Below are 25,335 nucleotides of genomic sequence, written 5' to 3'. Positions count from 1 at the left end.
CAAATGAGCTGTTTTGCGCAGCTCATTTGGTTTTTGGAGAGATTTTATTTTATCTCTATGAAAACATAGGCCATGGCCGAGATAGACGTTGGGCTGGTTTCCCTTTGAAACTCTAAATTTTGTATGACTAAGGTTATCTTTGCTTGATCATTCTCGTTCGTGAAGGTGGCTTTATCTGCAGTGATAAAATTTTCACCTTTATAGGTTGAGAATTTATTCAATATCTCCTCTGTATCAAATATTAAAATTTCATCTTTACTTTCGTTAAGGAGCTTAATCTCTGTTTCCTTATTACTCACATCCTTTGAAAGTGAATATTCTTCTCCATCTTTTTCAAAATGAAATTCCTCATTACTGCTGCCGTTAAAAGATGAAATATCCATCTGAATAAAGAAATCGCTGCCAGTAATTTTTAATGGGGTTGGTTGTTTTACTTGAACAATAGTATAGGGGACGTCATCGAATTTTCCAGGATCGTTATATGGATCAAAACCAAAAGTAGGGCGGAAATCCTTATAGGGATCAAAATCCTTTGGCAAAAACGGCATCTCATCGGTGTAATTCATCATCGATAAATATTGAATGGCGTTTGTGAGTTTCTCTTGATCTTTATCAGGGATTGATTCTTTCGGTTTCAGTTTATTGTTTTGGAGCATCCCATTTTTCACAAGTATTTCTTCCACCGTTTTCATTTGGCTATTTTTGCTGATGGTGAAGGCGTCAACAGGAGGAACGCTTGAAATGACCGAAAACAGGATCAGCAGCGCGGCGATGACACCGTTTTTTCGGACAGGCAAGAAACTTAATAATATGCCGGAAACAACCGCGAAAATACCATATAAGATGACATAATAACGCGTATGTGTAAGACCTGTATCACTTAGGGTAATAAAGGAGGCGATTATTTGTAACGCGACAATCGGCACAAGTATTTTGGGAAAAATCTTTCTAAAAAGAGTGGTGAATTTATTTTCAATATCACTAGCCAATATATATACCAATATAACCGTAATGGAGTAGGAAACAATCATAGGTTCAAGCAGGTTATCACTCCAAAATTCACCGCCGATATTTTTGACTAGGTAAATCACTAGGATTAGTGTAAAAACGCTTAATAACGGAATGACGATATAAGAGATGAGAATCTCCAAAAACTTTGGACAGCGGGCTGCTTTCTCAATAGCCTGTTGTTGATCTTTCTGGTTTGTGTTCAAATATACCGGAATCAGCGACAGGAAATACATGGGCGCAAACAGGAGAAACGTGATATTGGCTGCTTGCGGGTATGCTTTATAATTCAGGGAAACAATCAGCAAATCGATTGCTCCGAGAATAATCGCAACCCCTGCGAAAATAACACCAGAAAAGAACAGAGAATGAAAGAATGACTTGAAGGAGATCATAAAGTTTTTATTAAAACTGATACTGTTGTTTATCGTTGGAATCCAAATGAAGGCAATCAGCAGTGTAAACAAAGCGATATATGTTCTAATTTGTATTTCCAGACCCAACGTTGGAACGGACTGAATGATGAGGTAATATCCCGCTGTAAGCAAGATAGCTGCAGCCATTAACATCAGCCGATGAGCTAGTTTGGTAAAAAAACGTTCATAAGCGGCCTGCGACACGGCACCGAGGAACGCACCCATTATAAACGTAAACAGATAGGTAGAGTCGTTCTGCTCATTAATAATCAGGTAGGCATTGATCAAGGCTGCACCCAATAGGAAAACTGTACTTAAGGGAAAACGGGCAACGGCATCAGTCAATCCTGATAGTTTGTCCTGAAGCTTTTTTACCCACTTCATTTTATTCAACCCCTCATATTTTTATTGACTCCTTATTCTCCCATTATATTGCGAAGCATAGCAAAGTAAGCAGACTTCTCTGTATATATTTTACCATTTTTCAGATAATGATGATTCGTAATTTGTGAAAGATTCCACATAATTACGATGGTTCTTTGGATTTTTTCTTTTGTTGTCAATATTTAGTCACAATTCAGACAAATTGCTTCAAATTTTTTTACCTTAATTTTTGACACTGAAAGACATGGATTGTCTACAATTTCTTTTCAAAAGCGGAGTCACATATAGAATTTAGGAAGTTTTTGTAAAAAAGGGAGAAATAACGTCGATATTTTCAAATTTCCCCAATGGGCCATGCCTGTTAAAATAAATACATAACAAACAAATTTGCAGGCATATGGCGAAAAATGAATATTGTATGAGAGAAAACTGTCATTTAGGTTTTAGGGATATTCGCAGTTAAGGGAGGCCTTGAAATGAATTTTAAAGTTAAAATCTGGCGAAGATTAACCAAGAATCAGAAACTGCAATTATTGAGGGAAAAAGCACACCTATCAAAATCAGCGTAATGTTGTGTTGTTACGCTGATTTTTATTGGAATTATAAATAAAAGCGCCTGTTTGCAGGCGCTTTTTTAGCTTGTTCATTATTTTTTTGGAATTTCGCAGCCGTTTTCATCACAGTTGAGACCATCTTGTCCGCCAAGGTCTAAAGGTGTGAAAGGTCCATCCTGGGCCATAACCTGCTTTAGTGCTTGGACAAAGGTTTCAGTAGGCTGTGCACCGGTGAGTGAGTATTTTTTGTTTATAAGGAAGAATGGAACGCTGCGAATACCGTATTGCTGTGCTTGAGTTTCATCTGCATAAACCGCATCACTCATAGCCTGGCCAGCCAGCATTTCTTTTACGGCATTACCGTCCAACCCTACTTCCTCAGCCAATTGTATCAATGTATCATGATCCCCGATGTGCTTTCCTTCGGTAAAGTATGCCCTTAGTATTACCTCGGTCATTTGTTTCATTAGGCCTTGTTTTTTAGCAAACATCGTTAGGCGGTGAGCGTCAAAGGTATTGGTTAAGATGGCTTGATCTAGATTGTATTCTAATCCGGTATCTTCGGCCATCCGCTCCATGTTGTCGCAGTTTGCCTTTGCCTGCTCAAGGCTCATCCCGTATTTTTTAGCAAGCCCTTCATACATATTGTATGGCACGTCTTTTGACATGGATGGGTCTAATTCAAAACAGCGATAAACAACATCGACAGGGAAATCTACTTTCTGAATAGCGTCCTCCAGACGCTTCTTGCCAATATAGCAAAATGGTCAAGCAAAATCGGTCCACATTTCAATTAACATTGTGGAAAACCTCCTTGGTGTTGATTTTATTTAGTATACCTATTTCATACGAAATTGACCAACTATTTGCTTTGAATTCGAAATACTTTTTATTGGTATGAAAAATAAGACCGGAAATCGAAGGACAACCATTATTTTTCAAGAAAACAAGTCTAAATTGCTGGAAGCTTGAGTATTATCTACTAGACAAGGAGGCGATAAATTGAAATCAATAGGCATCTTGGGAGTAGGTCAGGCAGGAGGAAATATCGCTGAAATCGCATCGACGATGGGTTTTCAAACCGCCCTTATCAACACCAATCAACGAGATGGGGCAGCTAACACGAAGGTGGAAAAGAAATATTTTGTCCCCGGATATAATGGAGCGGGGCAGGACAGGTCTATTGGCTTAAAAGCAGTTCACGAGCATTATCGCGAACTGATTGACTTTGTGAAAAAATCGTTTAAAAACGTCAAACTGTTATTGGTTGCATTTTCGACGGATGGCGGAACTGGTTCCGGAATGAGTCCGCTGTTAATTGATATTTTGTTAGACCAGCTGCCAGGCATCAACGTTGGTGCGATTGCTGTGGTCCCGGAGCGGAATGTCCTCGCCGGAAACCGAATCAACGCGGCGGAGTGCATCGAGCAGGTTTCTAAAATTGAAGGAATCTCGTCTGTATTTCTCGTAGACAACGATCAAGTCCGCAAGACTAACCCGCAGTCCAGCAAGCAGCAAATCTATTTATCCTCCAATCGTCAGGTCATGGAGGCAATCGGCTACGTCTTGCAGGTGACACAAAAGAGCTCGTTATACGGCAATTTTGATGAAACGGATCTTATGAATATTTTAAATACTAGGGGAGTTACGGTTATTTCCTCTGCAACGGTAACCGATGCCAAGAGTACTGCAGATATTTCCTCTATCATTCAACGCTCTTGGGCAAACACCATATTTTGTCCGGTCGACACTGTTGGTGTTATCCGTGCTGGTCTTATTTATGAAGGGCCGGAACAAGTATCGAAGCTCATAAGTGCACCGGCAATTTTTGAAAGAATTGGAGAACCGGTAGAATTGTTTGAAGGAACGTATATATCGGATACAGACCCAACGGTCACGATGATTTTGGCGGGTCTATCGTTCCCGCGCCGCCGAATGCAAGTCTTAGAAGAGTCGTTGGAAAAAAATAAAGAGCGATTGCAGTTTCTGGTTAACAAGGAGCATTCGGAGAGATATGAATCACAAGTATCATGGGCATCCAACCTGAAGGCGAAGCCGCCGGAACGGAAACCCACGGGCGTGACATCGAAATTATCAAAGTATCAGAAATAATCATTCAGGGCATCTCCTTTAGGGGAGATGTTCTTTTATTGTAGTATCGCAGCAGGGGAATGTAATGTATAATATTACCAACAAGTGATGTGATTGGAGGTGTTGATTTGAAGTTGAAAAGTTTCATCATTGCGTTTACCGCCTTATTTGTGACGACTGGAGCCCTTTATTTGATAGGCCATTTATTTACCATTCCTTGGTTAATGTTTCTTCATGAATATATCAGTAATGAAGATGGCTTCAAATTTACGACAACCGGTTCGTTGATTCCTCTCGTAATCGGCTGTGTTGCCAGTTTCGTGGCAGAAAAAATCTATATGTATTCATACCGGCAAAAACTTGGTTAAATTGAACCAAGTTTTTTTGTATCCATTTTGAAAAAAATGACTAGACTGTATGGGGGAATAGTATTGCGTTAAGGAGTTGAAAGATCGTGAACGAGCCATTAGAGTACTCGGATATTTTTTATAATGAAGTGATTTATTATCTCGAGCAGAAATGGAACCGCCGTCTGGATGCTCATGAGCGTCATGTGCTGATTGAAGGTTACCGGTTTGGCCGGATGGTTGAGGCGGAGAACGAAATAAGAATATTGTTTGCAAAATGACTTAGAGGAGAATCGAAATGTACGAAATCACCAACATGATTATTGATGACGATTTTGACTCAGAAGAGTATGTGACGGTTGATTTTAAACATCATCATAAAGACTATAGTATTACTTTTAAGAAGAGTGATCTTGAAATTATCAATTGCTGGTCTTTTGAGAATGGTACATCTCTCCCGGCGGATTTGCCGGAAGAAATGGTGGAATCCATCAGGGAAGAAGTCCAGAAGAAAATTTGATTAAGGAAGCAGTCCGGCAATATCCAAAAGTGTTAGGACAATTTCAAATAGGATTAGGATGACAATAATCCATTCCACGAATAGGCCGCGGATGGAGTGGCTGATGGTAGAAAAACCATCCATAATGTTATACAAAATATCTGTTTTGCTTTTCAGGATTTTATAGCGGTCATTTAGCTCGAAAAATTCTATCATCTTGTCGTAAAATTCACTTGCGCTGCTGCTTGTCCAGGTGATATCAGGTTTGTCGAGAATCATAATATAGGCAAGAGTGTTGTATTCGTGCCGGACAATTTTTGCCGTAGTTCTCGCCAGCTCTTTATTACCGATTCTCAGCTTGCCTTTTTCGAGCCGGTCAATCATCGTTTCGAGCTTGTCATGGATTTTTCCAAGCTGCTCCTCCGTTTTTTCGAGAGCTACCGATTTTGCAAGCACGGTTGATATTAATTCAGGATAAAAATCTTCATATTCAGGGACCATCACATATTCGTCCGCGAGTTCCAGGTCTTCGTTTTCGTGGATATGAAGACTGTAGTCATCGGTGTAACGGTCAGCGTTTATGAGATCAACATCCGGTTCGAAGGACTGAATGTATTTTAATAGTATCGTGGTCTCATCGGGGGTGGCCTGATTGATAAAAACCACACTGCCGAAGGAGAAAATCAGTACCATTTGTCCGGAGGTTAATTTCCGGCCGAGGATGGCCTCCAGGATACTGCCTTTTAGGACGAGAGGCTCTTCCCAGGTGAATTTCTTCGGAATGCCGCAGTGAATCGCGATTTTGTTTAGATCAATTTCATTAACGACTGCAAATGCTTTGAAGGTCATCGCCTTCATGGTTTATCACTCTTTCCGGCTATTTTTTAAATACATGATCACCAATGATAATGGTTGTGGCTCTGGAATCGAGCCAGCGGCTGGTGGCAATCGCAGGATTATAGAAAAACAACGAATCTTGTGCAAGTGTTCTACTTTCGTTCAACGCTTGATGAACCGCTCTAATAGAATCTTCGTTGGCCGGCTTGTTGATTTGACCGTTCCTCACCGGTTGAAACTGCCCTTTTTGATAGATAACTTCTTTGATAGTATCGGGGAACTTTGCGCTTTCCACTCTATTTAGGACTACGCAGGCAACAGCAACCTTGCCATCATATGGCTCGGTTTCAGCTTCAGCACGGACGAGCCTTGCCAGCAGGTCGATTTCGGATTGCGAAAACGATGGTGCTTTAACTGCGTTCACGGAAGCGGGGGTTGTGGCGGCTGCTCGAGCCTTTACGGTATGAACTCTGGTTTCAAGGTCGGCCAAGGTTGTCACTGTGGTATCGGAATATGATTCTGGTTTATTTATATGTACGGTTTGTCCAACATATATCAAGTTTAAGTCTTTGATTTGCGGGTTCAGTTGTGCTATCTCTTGTAATGAAAGATTATGATCTCTGGCAATCTTATCCATCGTGTCCCCAGTTTGCACATTGTATGCTGCGAGTGCTGGTGTTGCAAATAACAGTGAAACTCCTAAAGTTAGTGCTGCAATTAGTTTTCTCATAGAAATACCTCCAGGTTCAATTCTCGTATTGTTTTCTATTTCTATGAAAGGAAAAAATAGATTAGTATTACAGTTAGGTTACATGATAGAGACAAATTGTAGAATTCCATGGGGAACGCGTAGAATTGTTCTGATTTTTTGAAGAATTCGCATGTGTTTATGTAGAATTCCTCTGCAATTTGGTAGAATTACAATAAAATTACGTAGAATTCTACCTAATAAGGGGATGTTTCTCTTTTAAAATGGTGTGGGATTTCGGTAAAATGATTTTATCTGCGGAAAATTGAATGATATCTGCGATTTTTCTGATATATCTGCGAAAGTCCTCATTTATCTGCGACAATTTAGATATATCTGCGAAAAAACAAATATATCTGCGAAACCGTTACAACGAGGAGGAAAACACAATGTACAGCTTCAAAAATGATTACAGTGAAGGGGCGCATCCCCAAATATTGAAGGCGTTAATGGAGACCAACCTGGAGCAGGAGGAAGGGTACGGCGAGGACCGCTACACTAAAAAAGCAGTGGAGCTCATCAAGGAAAGACTCGGACAAACTGATGTCGATGTTCATCTTTTATCGGGCGGGACGCAAACCAATCTGACCGCGATTGCTGCATTCTTGAGACCGCATGAGGCCGCGATTGCCGCAAGTTCGGGTCACATTTTCACTCATGAAACCGGAGCGATCGAAGCCACCGGGCACAAAGTTATTTCTGTCGATAGTAAAGACGGGAAACTAAGCACTGACCTTCTTCAAGGCGTACTTGATTACCATACAGATGAGCATATGGTTAAACCAAAACTAGTTTATATTTCCAACTCAACCGAAATTGGGACCATTTATAAAAGGAATGACTTGGAACAATTGAGAGATTTCTGCAGCAAGAATAATCTTATTTTATACATGGATGGGGCGCGGCTCGGTTCGGCTCTTACCTCCTCAGAAAATGACCTTACGATGGCTGAGCTTCCGGCACTTGTCGATGCCTTTTATATTGGCGGGACGAAGAACGGGGCGCTGATTGGAGAGGCCCTTGTGATTTGCAACGAGTCTCTTAAAGCTGATTTCCGCTTCCACATCAAGCAAAAAGGCGGACTGCTTGCAAAAGGGAGAGTGCTCGGGATTCAGTTTCATGAACTGTTCCGAGGCAACCTATTCTTTGAATTGGCGGACCACGCCAACAAAATGGCAGCTTTACTCAAGCTGGAACTGAGCGAGGACAATGTTACGTTTCTAACGAATTCACCAACCAATCAAATCTTTCCGATATTGCCGAACGCAGTGATAAACGAGCTTCAAACGAAGTATGCTTTTCATGTTTGGGAAAAAGTCGATAACGAACACTCAGCGATTCGCCTTGTTACTTCATGGGCGACGAAGGAGGAGCAGGTCGCAGCCTTTATTGAGGATTATAAAAAATTGGCGCAGTAATAAAAAATAAATCCATGCCATCGTTGATCTAATGGCATGGATTTTCATTTTTTAAATAAGACCGAGACGTTCCAATCCGTGGCAAACGCCATCTTCTTCCGCAGAGAGTGTAACCATGTTGGCCGCACGCTTCAGTTCCTCTTGCGCAGATCCCATGGCAACGCCCATGCCCACGAATGACAACATTTCGATATCGTTCATGCCATCGCCGAACGCAACGGTTTCATCTGGGGCGATGCCGAGACGCTCCAGCAGCTTGGCAATTCCTACTGCTTTGTTTGAATTGGACATATTGACATCGCAGGCTTTCGCTCCGGTTGAAGTCCATCTCCGAAAATCTAGTTCAGGAATTTGAGATTGATAGGATTGTTCTTCTTCCTGATCACAGTGGAGGAATAATTGGAAGATATCCTGTTCCAGCCAAAAACTAGGTGACGCCAATTCCGGCTTCCAGTCATCATGCTGATAAGATTCCACAATATATGGATGATTTAAATCGCTTGCCTTGAAGGTTTGATTGCTTAAAAATGTCAGCGGATGCTGATATTCTTTAGTCAAACCATGTAATCTTTCCAAAAACTGCTTCTCTATCGGGCTTTGGTAGATTTCCTTTTTTTCATAATACGCAAGGGAACCGTTAAAAAAGACCGCCGAATCGACACCCACTTCCTCGACAATCGCACTAGAAAAATAAGGCGCTCTCCCAGTCGCGATGGCTACTGTTATATTCTTTGCTTTTAACCGCTCGATAGCGTCTTTTGTGGCGTGACTTACTGATTGCCCATGGGGAAGGATAGTTCCGTCAATATCTAAGATGACTGCTTTGTAATTCATATTTACACTCCTAAATTCAATCATACTTGTTGTTTACACTATACCTATAATTATATCATGTTGTCTATTTCAGAAAAAAATGAAAAAGCATCCAAGTGTGACCTTGAATGCTTTTCAATGTAACTGAATTCTGCCCATTTATTAGCTGCCCATTTTTCTCCGGGTATTGCTAGGCTTCTTCGTTTGCTGGCTTCTCATTTTTTGCGTTGAAAGACTGCCATTTGCTTTTCCATTCTCAGAGGCATTTTGATTCTTTTTGTTTTCAAGCTTTTGCTTCATTAGCTCTTGCAGGCTGACTTTCTTTTTTTCAGATGCAGAATTTTCTGGCATGGTAAGTATCTCCTTATACTGTGTAGTTAATCCAGTATACTTGATTTTTCATTATTAGGAAAGCAGACGTTTAAATTTTCTCTATTTATAGAACAAATCGATTTATGGTAGTAAAATAATTTCCTGTTACATGTGGCGAATTGTATTGAAGGGCAATTGAAGGAGTGGGATGAGAATTACGTTGAATTGTGAACTTTGTTACATAAATAATTAATAAATTGTTCACAGCGTATTTAGGGAATGTGATGTAGAATAACTATGTTAATTATTTCACAAACTTAATTTGCATAGGGTGGATAGGTATGGCATTTAGCAAACCGGAAAAGATCATGGAAATAACCGTTGAGAATGGAGTGAAGAAAACAAAATATGCTGCAACGCAAACGTTGATATTAGGATTTGAGGCAGGGGCCTTTATCGCACTCGGTTATCTGCTGTTTATCCGTGTAACAGCAACGCTGCCGGAGAGCTTGCAGGGACTAAGCAGTTTAATTGGCGCCTCCTTGTTCCCGATTGGTCTCATCCTTACGCTGCTTGCGGGAGGTGAGTTGTTAACCGGAAACATGATGGCGGTGCCGTTGGCGCGGTTCGCGAAAAGAGTATCCACTAAACAGGTTGCGTGGAATTGGCTGCTGGTCACGGTAAGTAATTTTGTCGGTGCCATTTTTGTCGCATATGTTTTCGGTCATTTGATTGGCTTAACCGAAACTGGTGTATTTTTGGACAAAACGATCGATGTTGCGGAACATAAACTGGAGGCATCATTTCTCCTGGCATTCCTTTCGGGAATTGGCTGCAACTGGCTGGTAGCATCTGCGGTTTGGCTTTCCTATGGAGCAGAAGATATGTCCGGAAAAATTCTCGGCATTTGGTTCCCGACGATGGCGTTTGTTGCCATTGGCTTCCAGCACGTCGTCGCCAATATGTTTGTCATTCCTGCAGCCATCTTTGCCGGACACTTTACTTGGATGGAGTACCTGCAAAACTTTGTCCCTGTATTTTTAGGAAATGCCGTTGGCGGTGTTGTATTTATAGGGATGGCTTACTACCACGCCTATAAGAAAAAAGAGCCTGCCTTTAAGAGCAGTCCCGTTGTGCAGCCAATGGTGAAAAGCGGAAGCAGATAGAGGGTGGCGATGGCGAGATGGGGAATCTCGCCATTTATTTATTTTTTTAATAGTGTGTTTGGATTGGCATTTAAGATTAGCGTGTCGCAGATGTTTTAAGCCCTCAGCAACCATTACCCCGATGACAAATGCCACAACGGGCGGAATATTCTCAATCCCTGGTCCCACTGGTCTTGCACCCCATATTATAGGAATCTACAAATATTTCAATTTTTTGGTATTATATAAATATCATATTTAAGTAAAGGAAGGCCTCTATGAAGAAGATTAAGATCATCATCCCGGTAGTTGCGATTCTTTTGGTAGCAGCCTATTTTTTGGTTGGAAACTATTTTTATAATTTCGCACTAAACCCCCACCAGGAGAAGGATTTTCTGACTGGCAACCCTCATTTGGCCCAGTCGGAAGCAGTTAATGCAGCCGTTGCGGAAGAAAACAAGCTCGATGATGCTGAATTCTCCAGTAACCATCAGCCAAGTAAATGGAGTGTTGTATCATCCGACAAATTACATTTGAAATTAAATGGTTGGGTTTATGAGAATAATGATGCAGGGCATAAATGGGCAATTGTCGCACATGGATACACCATGAATGGCAAGGGAATGACACGCTGGATACGAAATTTTTACAATCAAGGCTATAATGTCCTGGCACCGGACCTAAGAGGGCACGGGGAGAGCGAGGGAGACTATATCGGCATGGGATGGGATGACCGAAAAGATATGCTGCTTTGGATTGACCAGATCATCGAACAAGATCCCGACGCTGAAATTTTATTATTCGGAGTTTCGATGGGCGGGGCGACGGTAATGATGACTTCTGGCGAAGAGCTGCCTAGCAATGTTAAGGTGATTGTCGAGGATTGCGGTTATTCCTCGGTTATGGATGTATTCACCTATCAGCTGGACGACCTATTTGGATTGCCGGAGTTCCCGGTCATGAACGCGGCCAATACGGTTACAAAAATTCGGGCTGGATACGATTTAAACGAGGCTTCCGCGGTGGAACAGGTGGCAAAAAGTAACACACCGATGTTATTTATTCACGGGGAAAGCGATTCCTTCGTTCCTTACTCGGAGTTAAATGATATATACGAAGCAGCAAAGGTTGATAAGGAGAGATTGACGATACCTGGCGCAGGGCACGGTGAAGCGGAGAAAGTGGACCCGGAGAAATATTGGGGCACGATTTGGAACTTTGTCAATAAGTATATGAATTAACAAGGGTGGGGCACTGGGCTTCACCTATTTAAATAAAAGAGGGTGTAAGGCGACACCCTCTTCTGTGCTGCAGTACATATCGATGTGTTTTGGAACAATCGTAAATCACCTACCGGCATTTAGGTGCAAATTCCACCGAAAGGAACTTGTTACATATGAGTAACATGTTGTTTCACCTTTGTGTTAAGATAGAGATATAGATAGTTCTGGAGGTAATTTCGTGTTCTCAAGTGATGTTATTGCAAGCTTTAATGAATTAGAAACTTCCTTATATGATTATATTTGTAAAAATGGCGAGAAAGTGGTCTACATGCGGATTCGTGATTTGGCGGATGAAACACATGTTTCAACGTCAACGATTTTGCGGTTTTGCCGAAAATTAAACTGCGAAGGTTTCTCGGAATTCAAAGTCAAACTAAAAATGTATTTAGATGAAAATGATGACCGAAAAGTCAAAAGCAGCCAATATGCTCTTAACGAATTTTTCGAACGAACAGTAAATGGCAACCTTGACGGGGCAATCAGGGAGGCTGCTTCGTTGATTGTGAGATCGGACAATCTCATTTTTATCGGTTCTGGGAGTTCCGGGATATTGGCAGAGTATGGGGCGAGATATTTTTCAAGCTTGGGGAAATTCTCGATGTATGTCAAGGATCCGTATATGCCAATCCATGCGAATTTTCTTGAAAACAGTACAACGATTGCTCTGTCAGTTGGAGGAGAAAATTCATTCACGATTTCTCATATCAATCAACTAAAGCAAAAAGGCAGCAAAATTATCAGCATCACCAATAATAAACATTGTACGATTGGCAAAGTGGCCGATATAAATATTTCCTATTATGTAACGGAAGAGTGGTTTCAACGTTCGAATATTACCACGCAAGTACCCGTTGTCTACATCCTTGAGGAAACAGCGAGAGAAGTGCAGAAGCTGACTGAGGAATAAGCACTGTCCTTTTTATAAATAGCACCTCAATCGAATTTGCCGCATAGTTTAAAGCAACATATGCGGGGGTGATAGCTTGAAGACATGGTTGAAAGCTGTTATTCTGTCCTATCTATTGTTGCTATTTTTCGGCAGCTTTTTAGCAGTGGGAATGCTGTGGGTAGGCATGCTTGAAAAAATGCTCCCTTACATTACGGACATCAAAATATTCCTGTATTATTTCTTTGCAGGAGCAATCGGCGGCTCTCTGCGCCATCTGTACATGTTCTGTTCCCATTACATGGAAGGGGAGCTAAACGACTACCGCCACTGGGTTATGTACATTTTCTATCCTATCTTTGCAACAGGGACAGCCGTTATAGCCGTGATGTTAATCCAGAGCGGGATATTATTAATTGAGTTTGTGGACTATGACAAAACCCCTTATGCGCCAATTAGCATTGCGTTCTTTGTCGGCTTTGGGTTTAATCGGTTTTTGAAAAAATTAAACAGCATCTCAAAAGACGTTTTCAAAACCAATAATCAGGAAAAAGAGGCAGCCCAGCCAAAGAAGGATGAACTGCAATTTTAGAAAAAGTGGAGGAATCGCAGCTTTAGTACTTTAGGCTGCGATTCCTTTTTGTATATATTTATGAAATTCCTGATTTCCTGTTATGATGAGGGTAAATACTTGGATGAGGTGATTGAGATACTGGACGTTATTTTATGGGTTATTATCGTTGCCTGCTTTATTGTTAGTTTCATTGGGCTCGTTTATCCGATTATCCCTTCGGTCCTGGTTATTTGGGCAGGCGTAGCAGTTTATCATTTTGGGATTAATTCTGAGGAACTTTCGTGGATTTCCTGGACGATGTTCGTGCTGCTGACGGTTGTATTGTTCGTGGCAGATTATTTGGCTAATCTTCACTTTGTCGATCGGGCAGGCGGTTCTAAATGGGGGATGAGGGCAGCAACGGTCGGCCTGATCGTCGGAAGCTTTGTGATTCCGCCGTTTGGCGTCATCATTGTTCCGTTTGTCTTGGTTTTACTTGCGGAATTGGTGCAAAAGAAATCATTTTCGGAGTCTTTGAAGGTGGCGTTTGCGACTTTAATTGCCTTTTTAAGCGGCACGTTTGCAAAGGGTGTTATCCAGTTGATTATGATTATCGTTTTTGTAGCGGATGTGATTTTTTAAGAGACGGAAAGCAATAGAATCATGGAAATGTGGGGTTTTTAAAGAAAAGTTTCTTCGAGAAACTTGAAAAAATATCTTTGATCAAGCCTATTAAAGACAAAATGCATATAGAAGAGACGGGAATGTCTTTGATATGGGTATTTTTGGAATATCAAAGACAAATTGCCTCCAGAAAAAGGTAAAAATGTCTTTGAACGGGCTTCTTAAAGACAAAATCGTATAAGAATGTAGTGAAATTGTCCTTGATTTGGATATATATGGATTGGTTGAATGAATATAGATATTTCTAAAAAAAAGCCTGCTCTCCAATATAATAGGAGAAACAGGCTTTTGCAGCATTAATAGATCTTATCCCCATTAAAAATCGAATTCTTGACGACTACATAATCTACCGTGCGGATGTCTTTTAACTTGTTTCCGCCTGCGTAGGAAATGGAGGACTGCAAGTCTTGCTCCATTTCGATCAAGGTATCGATTAACGGGCCTTTGTACTCTACGTACATTTTCTTGCCTTCGACGTTTTTGCGTTCGCCTTTTTGGAATTCGGAAGCCGAACCGAAGTATTCTTTATATAGCTTTCCATCTCGTTCAACCGTTTCTCCAGGTGATTCTTCATGACCGGCAAACAAAGAACCAATCATCACCATCGATGCCCCGAAGCGAACAGATTTTGCGATATCGCCGTGGGTGCGGATTCCGCCATCGGCAATGATAGGCTTGCTTGCGGCTTTTGCGCACCATCTTAGTGCCGCCAGCTGCCAGCCACCGGTACCAAATCCGGTCTTAATTTTTGTAATACATACTTTACCTGGTCCAATGCCAACCTTTGTTGCATCGGCGCCAGCATGCTCCAATTCTCTTACAGCCTCTGGAGTTCCTACGTTTCCAGCGATCACAAAACTGCCAGGTAAAAGGCTCTTAATGTGCTTAATCATATTAATGACGGCATTGGAATGACCGTGAGCGATATCGATGGTAATAAATTCAGGTGTCAAATTTTCATCAGCCAGCTGCTGGATGAATTCATATTCGCCTTGTTTTACACCCACGCTAATAGAAGCTATCAGCCCTCGTGCCTGCATGTCCTTTACAAAAGCAAGACGGGTTTCAGGCTGGAAACGGTGCATGATATAGAAATATCCATTTTCGGCTAAGTAAGTTGCAATTTTTTCATCAATAATCGTTTGCATATTGGCAGGGACGACTGGCAATTTAAATGTATGGCCGCCGAAGACGACAGTTGTATCACATTCAGAACGGCTATTAACGATCGATTTTGCAGGAATTAGTTGAATATCTTCGTAGTCAAATACTACATCCATGGAAAAACACCCCTAAACACGAATATTATATAAAATTTAATTGTTATCGTTCGTACATTTGTTAATTTACAACATGTTCACTCATTTGTCAAAACATTTCTGAAATCATCTTCAGTTTTTCCAAAATTGTCTGTATTAACCAAAAGCGTTAGAATAGTTGAAGTGAGGTGTAAAAATGGATAAAAAATTAAAAGTGTATTTAGTAAGACACGGCGAGACGTATTTAAACCGCTATAAGAAAATGCAAGGCTGGGCGGATAGCCCGCTTACCGAAGAGGGTAAGGAAATCGCTATTGAAACAGGAAAACGACTCGCGGATGTAACATTTGACCACGTTTATACCAGCGATTCAGGTAGGACTTTAGAAACCGCCGAATTAATCCTGCAGCAAAATCACCATAGCAATCACCTGAAAATCAACAGAAGAAAAGACTTTCGTGAAATGTTTTTCGGCGGTTTTGAGGGAGAATATTCTGAGGTTGTCTGGAAAAAGATTGCTCAGGATAATGGCGTTACTGATTTTGTGGATTTACATAATAAATATAGTATCGAAGACTTTATGAACCTCATGAAAAAATCGGACTCCTATCATCATGCTGAAAATTTCCAGGAACTTTGGGACCGGATTGAGAGAGGGCTAAATGAGGTAGTGGCCAATTGCCGAGGCAACAACGAAAATATTTTACTAGTGACACATGGGGTTGTAATTAGAAATATCCTAAGTAAATTTTCTGATGAATTTAGCAATGAGATGGAAATCAAAAATTCAAGTGTTTCGGAATTGGAGTTTCTCGGGAACACATTTAAAGTGATTTCATTTAACCAATAAATTGCGCCAGATATCTGGCGGTTTTATTTGAAAATGGAGCCTAATAAAGAAAAACTCAAAAAGAGGTGCAGGGGAAAAATGTCCGTAAAAAACAGTTTGCTAGAGGCTTTTAAACAAACAAAGTACCAATTGGGTGGACACGGTCCAAGAAATATTGGGCTGTTAAAAGAGGTTATTAACGATTTAGATGAGCAGCTGGAGAGTGAAATGTACGGAAAAGGGAAGTTGATTGAGGATTTCCAGGAGAAAATGGCTGGTATTTTAGGGAAGGAAGCGGCTGTATTTTTTCCAAGCGGGACGATGGCTCAGCAAATCGCTCTGCGGATTTGGTGCGATCAAAAAGGCGTGAAAAAAGTCGCGTATCACCCATTGTCCCATTTGGAGATTCATGAGGAAGATGGATTAAAAGAGTTGCATGGGATAGAGTCAGTTTTATTATCAGAAAAAGATAGAGTGATAGAATTTGAAGATGTAGCAGGAATGGCCGAAGAGGTTTCCTGTGTGCTTTTGGAATTGCCGCAGCGAGAGATTGGCGGGCAGCTGCCTGAATATCAAACACTTGAAAAAATCTCAGCTTATTGTAAGGAAAAAGGAATCAAATTGCATTTGGATGGGGCCAGGTTATTTGAAATCCTGCCTTTTTATAAAAAAAGTGCTGCTGAAGTCTGCCGCCTGTTTGATAGTGTTTATATTTCTTTTTATAAGGGCATTGGCGGGATTGCTGGGGCAGTTCTTGCCGGCGGCCGGGACTTTATCGAGGAATCAAAGGTGTGGAAGCGGCGCCATGGCGGGGACCTAATTAGCCTTTATCCCTATTATCTAAGTGCGGATTACTATTTCGACAAACGGATTGGGAAAATGGAACGCTATTATGAAGCAGCTAAGATTGTTGCTTTGCATTTTAATCGTTGTTTTGGTGTTTCAACACTGCCAGAAGTGCCTGTCTCCAATATGTTTCACGTCCATTTTGAAGCTCCGAAACAGGAAGTGGAGCGGATTTTAACTGAAATTTGCCTGGGAATTGGTGTCGGGTTATCCAGTTATGTACGCGAAGTGACAGAGACTACCAGTTATTTTGAAATTAGTATCGGGGATTCGTTTGGAAGGATGGATATTGAAAAATTTTATAATGCTATTGCTCAACTAAGTCAAAAAATGAAAAAAACGAAACAATAATGATGTACATCACCTCGTGTCTTTGGGTTTCCTTTTAAAATAAAGATTAGAGGTGATTTTTCATGAAGGAAAAGAATTGGTCAATCTCACTCGAACATGAGGAATACGAGCATGACCGGGATTTAGTGATTGGTGATGCAATAGATGCTGTTAAAGAGACAGCAAAGGGATATTATGTGAATGTGGTCACTCCTGCAAGCTTCGGCAACCCGGATGAATACTTAACGAACGAGTTATTGTTGAAGTTTGGAAATGAGGTTGACGTGAAGTACATAGACCAATGCGGCTGTGGCGGTCATGTGTTGCGGGTTTGGAAGAGCAAATGAAAAGAGGCCAGGTACATCAAATGTGCCTGGCCTTTTTTGTTTTTGCAAACTGCAGCCATAGGATATTTTTGTAAAAAATCCTCATAATAAACGTGGAGGATGTGAGAGGATGAGAAACGAGGACATCGTTATTGAAGAATTAAATACCCTGCTTCGCGGGATCTATATGGGGATTCATGCCTTGGAACATCACATCGAAAAACTGCATCAAGAAGATGTGAAGAAAAAGATTCAAAGTATGCAGCAGGAAGCAAAGCAGAACGCCCAAAAACTGGCGGAGCGAATTCAAAATTTAAACGGTGTTCCTTCCGACAGTGAAGGGGTCACTGGCAAGATGCATAGTTATATGCATAAGATGATGCTCTCTGACGATACGTCGGAGATTATTGAAGATGCGTTAAAGGGCATGGAGCAATACGGGGTTCAATATTCGGAAGAGCTGGTAAGGGGAGACCTGGACCCGGAAAGTCAAAGGTTGGCTGAGGAAGTCATTGATACGAGCCGTAAGCACGCTGAGGAATTACGGCAATTATTGCACTAAGGAGGCTGATGATTGTGAAGTCATCTAATAATCAACAAAATCATAAACAAAGCAAAGTACAGAACAATAAGAGCGTTCCGGCGCAAAAAGATGGATTCCGTTATGATTATAATGATTCTTCCGATTTTAAGAATGATGAAAAGATCTAAAACATGCTATGCTAGTATAGGTAGAAGTTTTTAATCAGGAGGAAGCAGCATGGCGATTATTGATATTACGGTAATACCGGTCGGGACGGGTACCCCAAGCGTTAGCGACTATGTCGCAGAAATACATAAGGTACTTCAACAATATGAAGGAAGAGTGAAATACAAGCTAACGCCAATGAGTACCTTAATCGAAGGGGATTTGAAATTACTGCTGCAGATTGTCCAGGAAGTGCACGAAGTTCCATTCCAGAAGGGATTGCAAAGAGTCTGTACCAATCTCCGTATTGATGATCGGCGCGACAAGGAAAATACAATGGAGCGAAAGCTGCAGTCGGTACAGGCAAAATTATAAGGCAAATCTGAAGCTCGTCGGGTGGCGGGCTTCTTTTTATTTTTCATAAATGTATTATGTAAACTGATAGGTGTAAAAAGGATTTTTCATAGTTTTTCAAGAATAGTAGATTATAGTTTTCAAAGAAAGCGAGTGCGTAGTATGAAACATGCTTTAGTTATTGGCGGCAGTGGGATGCTTTCAGCGGCGACGTTGTGGCTGGTGAAGGAGGGCTATCATGTCTCGGTGATTGGGAGAAATCAAGAACGGTTGGATCACCTTAAGAATCAGGTCAGTGACCCAACTAATATCACAACGTTATCTGTTGATTATCGCCAGGAGATTTTGCTTAAAGACCGAATAGGATGGACGATAGAGAGGAATGGCCCGCTGGAATTGGTGGTTGTCTGGATTCATTCACCTTTTAAAAAAGTATTGGAAACCATATCTCGGAAGGTGGCAAATGATCAGCCATGGAGATTGTTTCAGGTTATTGGAAGCCGCGCGAATCACGAGGAGATCAGGATGGGATTAAGCTTGACCGATAACTGCAGTTATCACCAAGTTCAGCTTGGATTTATCTTAAACCGTGATACCTCCCGATGGCTAACAAATGAGGAGATTTCAAACGGTGTCATTGAGGCCATTGCGAAAGATAAGCAGTATCATCTGGTTGGCGTATTGGAACCGGAAAACAGAAAGCCATATTAGAAGGGGGAATCAACTTGAGTTTAAGAGACAAAACGCTTGAGGAGCTGGAGGACTTGGAAGCAGAGCTAAATGATCAAGAAGCCGAAAGCGGTTTTGCCAACTATTCTATGAAAATCGATATCTATAAGGAAATGTACCGGAGGCTGGATCAGCTTGTCCGGGGACGGAATAAGGAATATCAACATTCATTGGAATATGTGAAAAAGAAGCTGGTGTTTAACCTGATTCATTATGGCACCTACTTAAAAACAGAATATCAGAAGGATGATTATCTTGCTGCCCGCTGCTTGGAAGAAGTGTTGAAATATGATCGGACCAATCCAATTGCTCCTTATCGGCTTGGATTTTTGTCCTACAAATTTAAGGAGTATGCTAAAGCAATTCAATTTTTCCAGAAGGCATTGGACAATCACCAATACTACAACAATCATGCCTACAACATGAACGGGCAGCAGCAATTGAATGCCCACTTGTTTTTAACAAACAGTGCGTTGCATATTGCCAATAGAACCTATGAAAAAATGAATCAACTTCAGGACGCGGAGTTTCCAAAACAGGAATTCTCGCATTTAATTGAGAATATATTGGTAAATGAACAATATTTGCAGCGGCATGCTTTTTATCAGGTGGATCGTGCGGATAAAACCACTTGCTCGAAAGCAGATTGCGAAAATCTGATAAACACAACTCCATTCCAAACACTATTGTTATATTTTAATGACCGGGACATTCTTCTGGTTTTTGAGGATAAGGAGATTACACTTTCCTATAATCAAGGGATGATGCTTAGGCATTTTCTTTTAAAAAGTTCAGAGGATCGACCGGCTACAAGAACTTCTTTTTTCAGTGAGGTTGAAGAAAATTCGTATGTTCAAAACGTAAATCGATTTAGAAATAAAATGCGGGATTATGGCTTTCCGCCGATTATTCATAGTAAAAGGTATAATGGTGAAACGGCCTATTATTATAACGGGGCCTTTCCATTTAAGATTATGTACAGGGTAGACGACGAAATACAATTCTTATAACTAGGGCGATGACAGGGGTGTCATCGCCTTTTTTATATAATGTGAGCATCAAGGGAAAGGGAGATGGTCACATGAAAAGCTGGAATCAATTATTTGTACGTCAGGGGTTTATTGTCGAGGAGATTCGCCCGAATGAGTTTGTTTGTTTAAAAGAACGAGAGGGAAATGTCGCATTTTTGCTGGAAAGTCTGGAAAAACTCCAGGTCACTTTCAGCTATGAAGGAGGATTATTATCTATAACAAGCCCGGTGGTTTCTGAAGAGCGTTGGCTTGATTGTGTCGACTTTAAGTACAGAGGCCGCGGGGAAGGGTTATGGGTTAGACCTGGAGAAGATCAGCCAAAGGTTAAGGAACTAGATACGTATATTTCTGGCGTTGTCCGGCAGTTGAATCGTCTTGGTTTCCATACAAATATGAGTTGTGACGGGCATGGGGAACGCAATCCACTCTTGGGTTTTATGAATGGAACGGACATGGAAATGGTGATTGACGTGCTTCATGCAGCAGGTGTACCAAGAATCCGTTCTCGTCGTCGTGAATTTAGGATGAACATATCAAGACCGTTACTTTTGGATGTGGCGGAAAAGCTATCGCATATTGAAAAAGAATGGCTTGAACGTGGTGCGGAATTTATTAGGAAGCAATTTTTTTTCGAAATGCTGGAACAGCTCTTATCGATTCCAGGAGAGAGCGGCAACGAGGAGAGCATTCGGCAATTTGTAATGGAACAATTGGAGGGGGGCGTAGATTTTAAGACGATTGATCAAGCGGGGAATATTTTGGCGCAAAAGAAGTTTGGGACCGGAGCAGGGCCGACAATCTTGTTGAATGCACACATAGACACGGTGGAGCGGATTGTAGAGGGCAGAACGATTGTAAAAAATGGCTCAATTTGGTCCAGTGACAAAGGTATCTTGGGTGCTGATGACCGGGCGGGGGTGGCAGTACTGTTGGAATTGGCCAGGCGATTCCAGTTTTCGGACTTCAACGGTACGATAAAATTCATTTTTACCGTAGAGGAAGAGTGCGGGTTAGTCGGAGCAAGAAGCGTTGATGAAACGTTTTTGTGGGGAGTTGATGGTGCAATTGTTGTGGACCGGCGTGGTACAGGTGACATCGTTACATCCTGCGGCGGGTTTGAGCCATTTTGCCGTGAAGGTTATGGGGAGCTTTTTGAAAAAGCAGCGGAACGGATTGGTCTGGGGTGCTGGAAGATGACGGCCGGGGGGAGCAGTGACACAAGAATTTGGGCCGCATATGGCATTCAAAGTGTGAATCTATCTGCCGGTTACATGAATGAGCATACAGATTCAGAGACTTTGAATATTGAAGCTTGCTATAACACGGTTAGGCTGATTCAGGAAGTACTGGGTGATACAAGATGTTTGCGGAGGACACTACGCCAATATGGCTCATTGGCGTAGTGGAGGACGAAAAAACTGTGGTCGACTGCGCCAATAGGCGTCATTGGCGTAGTGGAGGTCGAAAAAACCGGGGTTGACTGCGTCAATAGGCGTCATTGGTGTAGTGGAGGTCGGAAAAAATCGAGGATGACTGCGCCAATAGGTGTCATTAGCGTAGTGAAGGTCGAAAAAACCGGGGTCGACTGCTTCAATAAGGTCCCTTGGCGCAGTGAAGGTCGAAAAAACCGGGGTTGACTGCGCCAATAGGCGTCATTGGCGCAGTGGAGGTCGAAAAAACCGGGATCGACTGCTCCAATAGGGTTCATTGGCGTAGAGGAGGTCGGAAAAACGAGAGAAGACTGCGCCAATTAACTTTTGTCAATAAAATAACTTCATAAGACTATAGTAGGAGGCTTGGAAAATGGTAAAATAGAAAATATTATTTTATGAGGAGTCAAAGCCAATGGACAAAATTGAAGTTATTGCACGAAGGATATTTGGGTGGAAATTAAATAGATGGGACCGCTGGTACGATTTTGAAAATGATAGATTCATACCTGTAACGGAGTTTCAACCAGAGCACAACCTTGATCATGCCAACCTTATCGTTGAGAAATTAAAAGAGTTGGGCTTTACCTATAAAAGTGATGGTGTTTCTGAAGCATGCTTTAATGACGTTTGTGAAACAGGGGATACGTTAGCTGAGGCGATTACAAATGCAGCTTATGCCATTGCCGACAATAGCTCAGTCCCGGAAGAATGGTTGTAGAGCTGAAACTGTATTTTTATAAATAATTTTATTATGTAAACTCTACAGTGCGAAGTCAGCATGGTGCCTGACACCAAGTGAAAAATTCACAATCTGTTTCTTTTTGCGAGGGTTTGTACTCTAGTTTGTGTGCTACGCTTGTTGTACAAAGACTATTTTTCATGGAGGGTTTTGCAAATGAGTTGTGGATGTTCATCGAGATTGTTAGATGGCCAGGCTGTTGTGGATCATGTTAAGAGTAAGGGGAAGGAACACTTTGCGCCGACTGTGGCACATGAAATTGATTGTGAGTGCGGGGAGCGGTTTACGCTGGAAACGGTTATTATGAACTGCCCGAAATGTGGCATGACTTATGCTGTGACCCCTTGTGGGTCTGGTGACAAAAGCAATATCAAGCTCGCCGGGATTAGATACGCTTAAAAACAAGCAAGCCAGGCACTAATCGAAATCCGAAAAGTGCCTGGTTCTATTTTTTATAGCTGGTGTTCAACCCGAATTTTTTCAAGCAGTGCCTTACACCCTGTCGTAACAAGGTCATAGGTTTCATCAAAATTACCTGTATAGTAAGGGTCCGGCACATCCTGTTTATGTGCTGTTAAGTCGAGGAGCCGCATGATCTTTGGATGCTTAGGCTGACCAACGATGTCCGCGATGTTCTCCGTGTTGCTCTCGTCCATCCCAATGATGTAGTCGAACTTCTCAAAGTCTTCCTTTTTTAACTGGCGGCCCGTAAGTCCTTCTGCCGAAATGTTGTATTTTTTTAAAATCGCAAGTGTTCCCTTGTGAGGCGGGGACCCTATATGCCATGAGCTGGTGGCGGCAGAATCAACGTCTATTTTGCCTTTCAAATTTTCTTTACTCACCAAGTCTCGAAATACTGCTTCGGCCATTGGCGAGCGGCAGATATTGCCGAGGCAGACAAATAAAACTTTTATCATCATACGAACTCCTTTAAAAAGTAGCATAGAAAAGTTAAGCTAGTAATATCATCGTTGAAAAAGACAAATTAGTAAAGCAAAATGGGAGAATCCCATTACAGAAAGGAGCAAAAGAAATGACGGAAGCTTTTAAAGCATTGGTAGTCAATAAGCAGGAAAATGACTTCACAGTAAAATTACAAGAATTGTCGCTAAGTGATCTGCCAGTGGGTGAGGTGGTAATCCGCGTTCAATACTCAAGCGTCAATTATAAGGACAGCCTTGCCTCGATTCCTGAGGGCAATGTGGTAAAATCCTACCCGATGATCCCTGGCATTGACTTGGCTGGTGTGGTGGTTTCCTCAGAAGACCCCCAGTTTAAAGAAGGGGATGAGGTCATTGCAACGAGTTATGAGATTGGAGTTTCTCATTTCGGCGGGTATAGTGAATATGCGCGAATTCCTGCACAGTGGGTTGTTCCGCTTCCAAAAGGCCTTACATTAAAGGAAGCAATGGTAATTGGAACAGCAGGTTTTACGGCAGCATTGTCGGTTCAGCGCCTTGAGGAAAATGGTGTCACACCGGAAAAAGGAAGTGTCCTGGTTACCGGTGCAACCGGCGGTGTGGGGAGCTTTGCAGTTGCCATCCTTTCCAGATTAGGTTACCAAGTAGTGGCAAGCACGGGGAAACATTCGCAAGAGGAATTTTTGAAGAAACTTGGTGCACTGACGATAGTTCCACGTGAAGAAGTTTATGACGGAAAAATAAGAGCCCTCGGAAAACAAAAATGGGCGGCAGCGGTAGATCCTGTTGGGGGCGAACCACTCGCAGCGCTTCTTAGCCAAATTCACTACGGTGGATCAGTAGCGGTGAGTGGTTTAACGGCCGGAGTAAGGGTTCCAACTTCCGTTTTTCCTTTCATCCTAAGGGGAGTTAATTTACTGGGCATAGATTCTGTTTATTGCCCAAGGGAAACCCGTTTAAAAATTTGGGATCGACTCTCCTCTGACTTCAAACCGGCCAACTTGGAAGGACTTATTCAACAAGAGGTTACGCTGGAAGAACTGCCAGGAGTTCTTCCAACCTTATTGAAGGGTGAAGCAATCGGAAGAATTTTAGTGAAAGTGTGAGCTTCAAACTGAATAATAAAAAGGAAGTATCCACATTCGAAAGAAATAGGATGCTTCCTTTTTATGTTCTTACACATTCTCTTTTGTAATAACCGATTCGAAGTCGTCTGTGTAAGCAACCACATTGCCCCAGCCCATTAATTCCTCGTCAGATACCTTCCAAGTATGATTCTCAGCATTGTGCCGGATGACAGCGAAATCTTTATGGTCAAGGGCAAAAATAGAATAACCGGATTTTTTAGCTTGATCAATAAAAAAGTAATCCTCCGCGCGATTTACTTTTTCAAATGGTACTTTATTAAATATTTCCTTTCTAAACACTAAGGTTGCCCCTGCGACTGATTCGGTAAAAGAATTCTCTTCCCCCGGAACAAGGACCAGCGCCTTATTGTTTTTAAAGTAGATATAGAGTGAACTTTTTCCAGCAATCGATAATTGGTCATTTTTAAAGGCATTCATGGCGTTTGTTAGATAGTTTGGTCCATAATAGTCATCATCATCAAATTTTGCAATAATATCATATTTTGATTTAAGTATACCAAAGTTCAAGCAGTCGCCGAGTGTTGCTTTTTCGTGAAGCTGAAATACGCTAATATTGGAAAAGTTTTCTGCCTTGTTGATCCATTTATCGATGTTCATAGAATCCTTATTTAATATAATAATTAGTTCTTTATTAACCAAATTTTGCTGTAAAAAATTTCGGAACACATTTTCAATAAAATCTTCTCTAATCGTACAAGTAATGACTGAAACCACCTCTTCCCCCC

Annotated in this window: 31 protein-coding genes; 22 read left to right on the top strand and 9 right to left on the bottom strand. The window is 41.6% G+C overall.

Translation table 11 applies throughout. The features are described 5' to 3' along the window. Positions 1 to 44: 44 nt before the first annotated feature. Both ACZ43M_RS16810 and ACZ43M_RS16805 read right to left on the bottom strand, forming a co-directional pair. Positions 45 to 1,808, bottom strand: coding sequence for a DUF4153 domain-containing protein (locus ACZ43M_RS16810; protein ID WP_464503692.1), 1,764 nt, complete (start codon positions 1,806 to 1,808; stop codon positions 45 to 47). Positions 1,809 to 2,454: 646 nt separating this feature from the next. Continuing rightward, positions 2,455 to 3,117, bottom strand: coding sequence for a DsbA family oxidoreductase (locus ACZ43M_RS16805; protein ID WP_464508044.1), 663 nt, complete (start codon positions 3,115 to 3,117; stop codon positions 2,455 to 2,457). Positions 3,118 to 3,364: 247 nt separating this feature from the next. Here ACZ43M_RS16805 and ACZ43M_RS16800 point away from each other — a divergent pair, with 247 nt between their 5' ends. The 4 genes from ACZ43M_RS16800 to ACZ43M_RS16785 all read left to right on the top strand — a co-directional run bounded on the left by ACZ43M_RS16800 (position 3,365) and on the right by ACZ43M_RS16785 (position 5,320). Continuing rightward, positions 3,365 to 4,474 carry an FtsZ/tubulin family protein gene (locus tag ACZ43M_RS16800; RefSeq protein ID WP_464503691.1) on the top strand — a complete coding sequence of 370 codons (1,110 nt, stop codon included), beginning with the start codon at positions 3,365 to 3,367 and terminating at the stop codon, positions 4,472 to 4,474. Positions 4,475 to 4,581: 107 nt separating this feature from the next. Beyond that, a complete protein-coding gene (locus ACZ43M_RS16795) occupies positions 4,582 to 4,821 on the top strand; it encodes a hypothetical protein (protein ID WP_464503690.1) in 240 nt (79 codons plus the stop codon). An 86-nt stretch (positions 4,822 to 4,907) separates the two neighbouring features. Further along, positions 4,908 to 5,081 (top strand): hypothetical protein, encoded by a 174-nt coding sequence (locus ACZ43M_RS16790; protein WP_464503689.1) that lies wholly within the window; start codon positions 4,908 to 4,910, stop codon positions 5,079 to 5,081. 17 nt (positions 5,082 to 5,098) lie between these two features. Next, positions 5,099 to 5,320, top strand: a complete 222-nt coding sequence (locus ACZ43M_RS16785) for a hypothetical protein (protein WP_464503688.1) — start codon at positions 5,099 to 5,101, stop codon at positions 5,318 to 5,320. Here the strand turns inward: ACZ43M_RS16785 and ACZ43M_RS16780 are convergent, their stop codons facing one another. Together ACZ43M_RS16780 and ACZ43M_RS16775 are read right to left on the bottom strand one after the other, a co-directional pair. Further along, complete coding sequence (locus ACZ43M_RS16780) at positions 5,321 to 6,157, bottom strand: RMD1 family protein (protein WP_464503687.1); 837 nt, start codon at positions 6,155 to 6,157, stop codon at positions 5,321 to 5,323. 19 nt (positions 6,158 to 6,176) lie between these two features. Further along, positions 6,177 to 6,866, bottom strand: coding sequence for a cell wall hydrolase (locus ACZ43M_RS16775; protein WP_464503686.1), 690 nt, complete (start codon positions 6,864 to 6,866; stop codon positions 6,177 to 6,179). Between the two features lie 407 nt (positions 6,867 to 7,273). On the opposite strand from ACZ43M_RS16775, the gene ACZ43M_RS16770 reads away from it, so the two are divergent. Further along, a complete protein-coding gene (locus tag ACZ43M_RS16770) occupies positions 7,274 to 8,302 on the top strand; it encodes a threonine aldolase family protein (protein ID WP_464503685.1) in 1,029 nt (342 codons plus the stop codon). A 51-nt stretch (positions 8,303 to 8,353) separates the two neighbouring features. Here ACZ43M_RS16770 and ACZ43M_RS16765 read toward each other — a convergent pair whose 3' ends face one another. Together ACZ43M_RS16765 and ACZ43M_RS16760 are read right to left on the bottom strand one after the other, a co-directional pair. Then, the gene (locus ACZ43M_RS16765; RefSeq protein ID WP_464503684.1) at positions 8,354 to 9,136 is read right to left on the bottom strand and encodes a Cof-type HAD-IIB family hydrolase; all 783 of its coding nucleotides are present in this window, start codon (positions 9,134 to 9,136) and stop codon (positions 8,354 to 8,356) included. Positions 9,137 to 9,277: 141 nt separating this feature from the next. Further along, a complete protein-coding gene (locus tag ACZ43M_RS16760) occupies positions 9,278 to 9,466 on the bottom strand; it encodes a hypothetical protein (protein WP_464503683.1) in 189 nt (62 codons plus the stop codon). Positions 9,467 to 9,768: 302 nt separating this feature from the next. On the opposite strand from ACZ43M_RS16760, the gene ACZ43M_RS16755 reads away from it, so the two are divergent. From ACZ43M_RS16755 to ACZ43M_RS16735, 5 genes are all read left to right on the top strand, one after another. Further along, positions 9,769 to 10,593: a formate/nitrite transporter family protein gene (locus tag ACZ43M_RS16755; RefSeq protein ID WP_464503682.1), complete on the top strand. Its 825-nt coding sequence runs from the start codon at positions 9,769 to 9,771 to the stop codon at positions 10,591 to 10,593. Between the two features lie 257 nt (positions 10,594 to 10,850). Beyond that, positions 10,851 to 11,813 (top strand): alpha/beta hydrolase, encoded by a 963-nt coding sequence (locus ACZ43M_RS16750; RefSeq protein ID WP_464503681.1) that lies wholly within the window; start codon positions 10,851 to 10,853, stop codon positions 11,811 to 11,813. A gap of 220 nt (positions 11,814 to 12,033) precedes the next feature. Then, positions 12,034 to 12,762, top strand: coding sequence for a MurR/RpiR family transcriptional regulator (locus tag ACZ43M_RS16745; protein WP_464503680.1), 729 nt, complete (start codon positions 12,034 to 12,036; stop codon positions 12,760 to 12,762). 76 nt (positions 12,763 to 12,838) lie between these two features. Continuing rightward, positions 12,839 to 13,333 (top strand): hypothetical protein, encoded by a 495-nt coding sequence (locus ACZ43M_RS16740; RefSeq protein WP_464503679.1) that lies wholly within the window; start codon positions 12,839 to 12,841, stop codon positions 13,331 to 13,333. Positions 13,334 to 13,441: 108 nt separating this feature from the next. Next, positions 13,442 to 13,936 carry a DUF456 domain-containing protein gene (locus tag ACZ43M_RS16735; protein WP_464508043.1) on the top strand — a complete coding sequence of 165 codons (495 nt, stop codon included), beginning with the start codon at positions 13,442 to 13,444 and terminating at the stop codon, positions 13,934 to 13,936. Positions 13,937 to 14,274: 338 nt separating this feature from the next. Here the strand turns inward: ACZ43M_RS16735 and guaC are convergent, their stop codons facing one another. Beyond that, positions 14,275 to 15,258: a GMP reductase gene (gene guaC, locus ACZ43M_RS16730; protein WP_464503678.1), complete on the bottom strand. Its 984-nt coding sequence runs from the start codon at positions 15,256 to 15,258 to the stop codon at positions 14,275 to 14,277. Positions 15,259 to 15,433: 175 nt separating this feature from the next. Here guaC and ACZ43M_RS16725 point away from each other — a divergent pair, with 175 nt between their 5' ends. The 11 genes from ACZ43M_RS16725 (at position 15,434) to ACZ43M_RS16675 (ending at position 22,941) form a co-directional block, all read left to right on the top strand. Continuing rightward, positions 15,434 to 16,087 carry a histidine phosphatase family protein gene (locus ACZ43M_RS16725; RefSeq protein WP_464503677.1) on the top strand — a complete coding sequence of 218 codons (654 nt, stop codon included), beginning with the start codon at positions 15,434 to 15,436 and terminating at the stop codon, positions 16,085 to 16,087. A 78-nt stretch (positions 16,088 to 16,165) separates the two neighbouring features. Beyond that, entirely contained in the window at positions 16,166 to 17,263 is a 1,098-nt protein-coding gene (locus ACZ43M_RS16720) for a threonine aldolase family protein (RefSeq protein WP_464503676.1), read from the top strand. 62 nt (positions 17,264 to 17,325) lie between these two features. Continuing rightward, positions 17,326 to 17,589: a CGCGG family putative rSAM-modified RiPP protein gene (locus tag ACZ43M_RS16715; RefSeq protein ID WP_464503675.1), complete on the top strand. Its 264-nt coding sequence runs from the start codon at positions 17,326 to 17,328 to the stop codon at positions 17,587 to 17,589. 109 nt (positions 17,590 to 17,698) lie between these two features. Continuing rightward, complete coding sequence (locus ACZ43M_RS16710) at positions 17,699 to 18,130, top strand: DUF2383 domain-containing protein (RefSeq protein WP_464503674.1); 432 nt, start codon at positions 17,699 to 17,701, stop codon at positions 18,128 to 18,130. Between the two features lie 14 nt (positions 18,131 to 18,144). Next, entirely contained in the window at positions 18,145 to 18,279 is a 135-nt protein-coding gene (locus ACZ43M_RS16705; protein WP_464503673.1) for a hypothetical protein, read from the top strand. Between the two features lie 49 nt (positions 18,280 to 18,328). Then, positions 18,329 to 18,631, top strand: a complete 303-nt coding sequence (locus ACZ43M_RS16700; RefSeq protein WP_464503672.1) for an MTH1187 family thiamine-binding protein — start codon at positions 18,329 to 18,331, stop codon at positions 18,629 to 18,631. A 141-nt stretch (positions 18,632 to 18,772) separates the two neighbouring features. After that, positions 18,773 to 19,321 carry a short-chain dehydrogenase gene (locus ACZ43M_RS16695; protein ID WP_464503671.1) on the top strand — a complete coding sequence of 183 codons (549 nt, stop codon included), beginning with the start codon at positions 18,773 to 18,775 and terminating at the stop codon, positions 19,319 to 19,321. 14 nt (positions 19,322 to 19,335) lie between these two features. After that, positions 19,336 to 20,349 (top strand): tetratricopeptide repeat protein, encoded by a 1,014-nt coding sequence (locus tag ACZ43M_RS16690; protein WP_464503670.1) that lies wholly within the window; start codon positions 19,336 to 19,338, stop codon positions 20,347 to 20,349. Positions 20,350 to 20,420: 71 nt separating this feature from the next. Then, positions 20,421 to 21,773 (top strand): M20/M25/M40 family metallo-hydrolase, encoded by a 1,353-nt coding sequence (locus ACZ43M_RS16685; RefSeq protein WP_464503669.1) that lies wholly within the window; start codon positions 20,421 to 20,423, stop codon positions 21,771 to 21,773. 442 nt (positions 21,774 to 22,215) lie between these two features. Continuing rightward, positions 22,216 to 22,521 carry a BC1872 family protein gene (locus tag ACZ43M_RS16680; protein ID WP_464503668.1) on the top strand — a complete coding sequence of 102 codons (306 nt, stop codon included), beginning with the start codon at positions 22,216 to 22,218 and terminating at the stop codon, positions 22,519 to 22,521. A gap of 177 nt (positions 22,522 to 22,698) precedes the next feature. Next, a complete protein-coding gene (locus ACZ43M_RS16675; RefSeq protein WP_464503667.1) occupies positions 22,699 to 22,941 on the top strand; it encodes a hypothetical protein in 243 nt (80 codons plus the stop codon). Between the two features lie 53 nt (positions 22,942 to 22,994). On the opposite strand, the gene ACZ43M_RS16670 is transcribed toward ACZ43M_RS16675, so the two are convergent. Continuing rightward, positions 22,995 to 23,459 (bottom strand): low molecular weight protein-tyrosine-phosphatase, encoded by a 465-nt coding sequence (locus tag ACZ43M_RS16670; RefSeq protein WP_464508042.1) that lies wholly within the window; start codon positions 23,457 to 23,459, stop codon positions 22,995 to 22,997. A 116-nt stretch (positions 23,460 to 23,575) separates the two neighbouring features. Here ACZ43M_RS16670 and ACZ43M_RS16665 point away from each other — a divergent pair, with 116 nt between their 5' ends. After that, complete coding sequence (locus ACZ43M_RS16665) at positions 23,576 to 24,568, top strand: NADPH:quinone oxidoreductase family protein (protein ID WP_464503666.1); 993 nt, start codon at positions 23,576 to 23,578, stop codon at positions 24,566 to 24,568. 69 nt (positions 24,569 to 24,637) lie between these two features. On the opposite strand, the gene ACZ43M_RS16660 is transcribed toward ACZ43M_RS16665, so the two are convergent. Then, positions 24,638 to 25,324, bottom strand: coding sequence for a glycosyltransferase family 2 protein (locus ACZ43M_RS16660; RefSeq protein WP_464503665.1), 687 nt, complete (start codon positions 25,322 to 25,324; stop codon positions 24,638 to 24,640). Between the last annotated feature and the right edge of the window lie 11 nt (positions 25,325 to 25,335).

Source organism: Neobacillus sp. B24 (genome assembly GCF_055381825.1).
The sequence above is the reverse complement of the archived record's forward strand: the minus strand, read 5'-3'. Positions and strand labels throughout refer to the sequence as shown.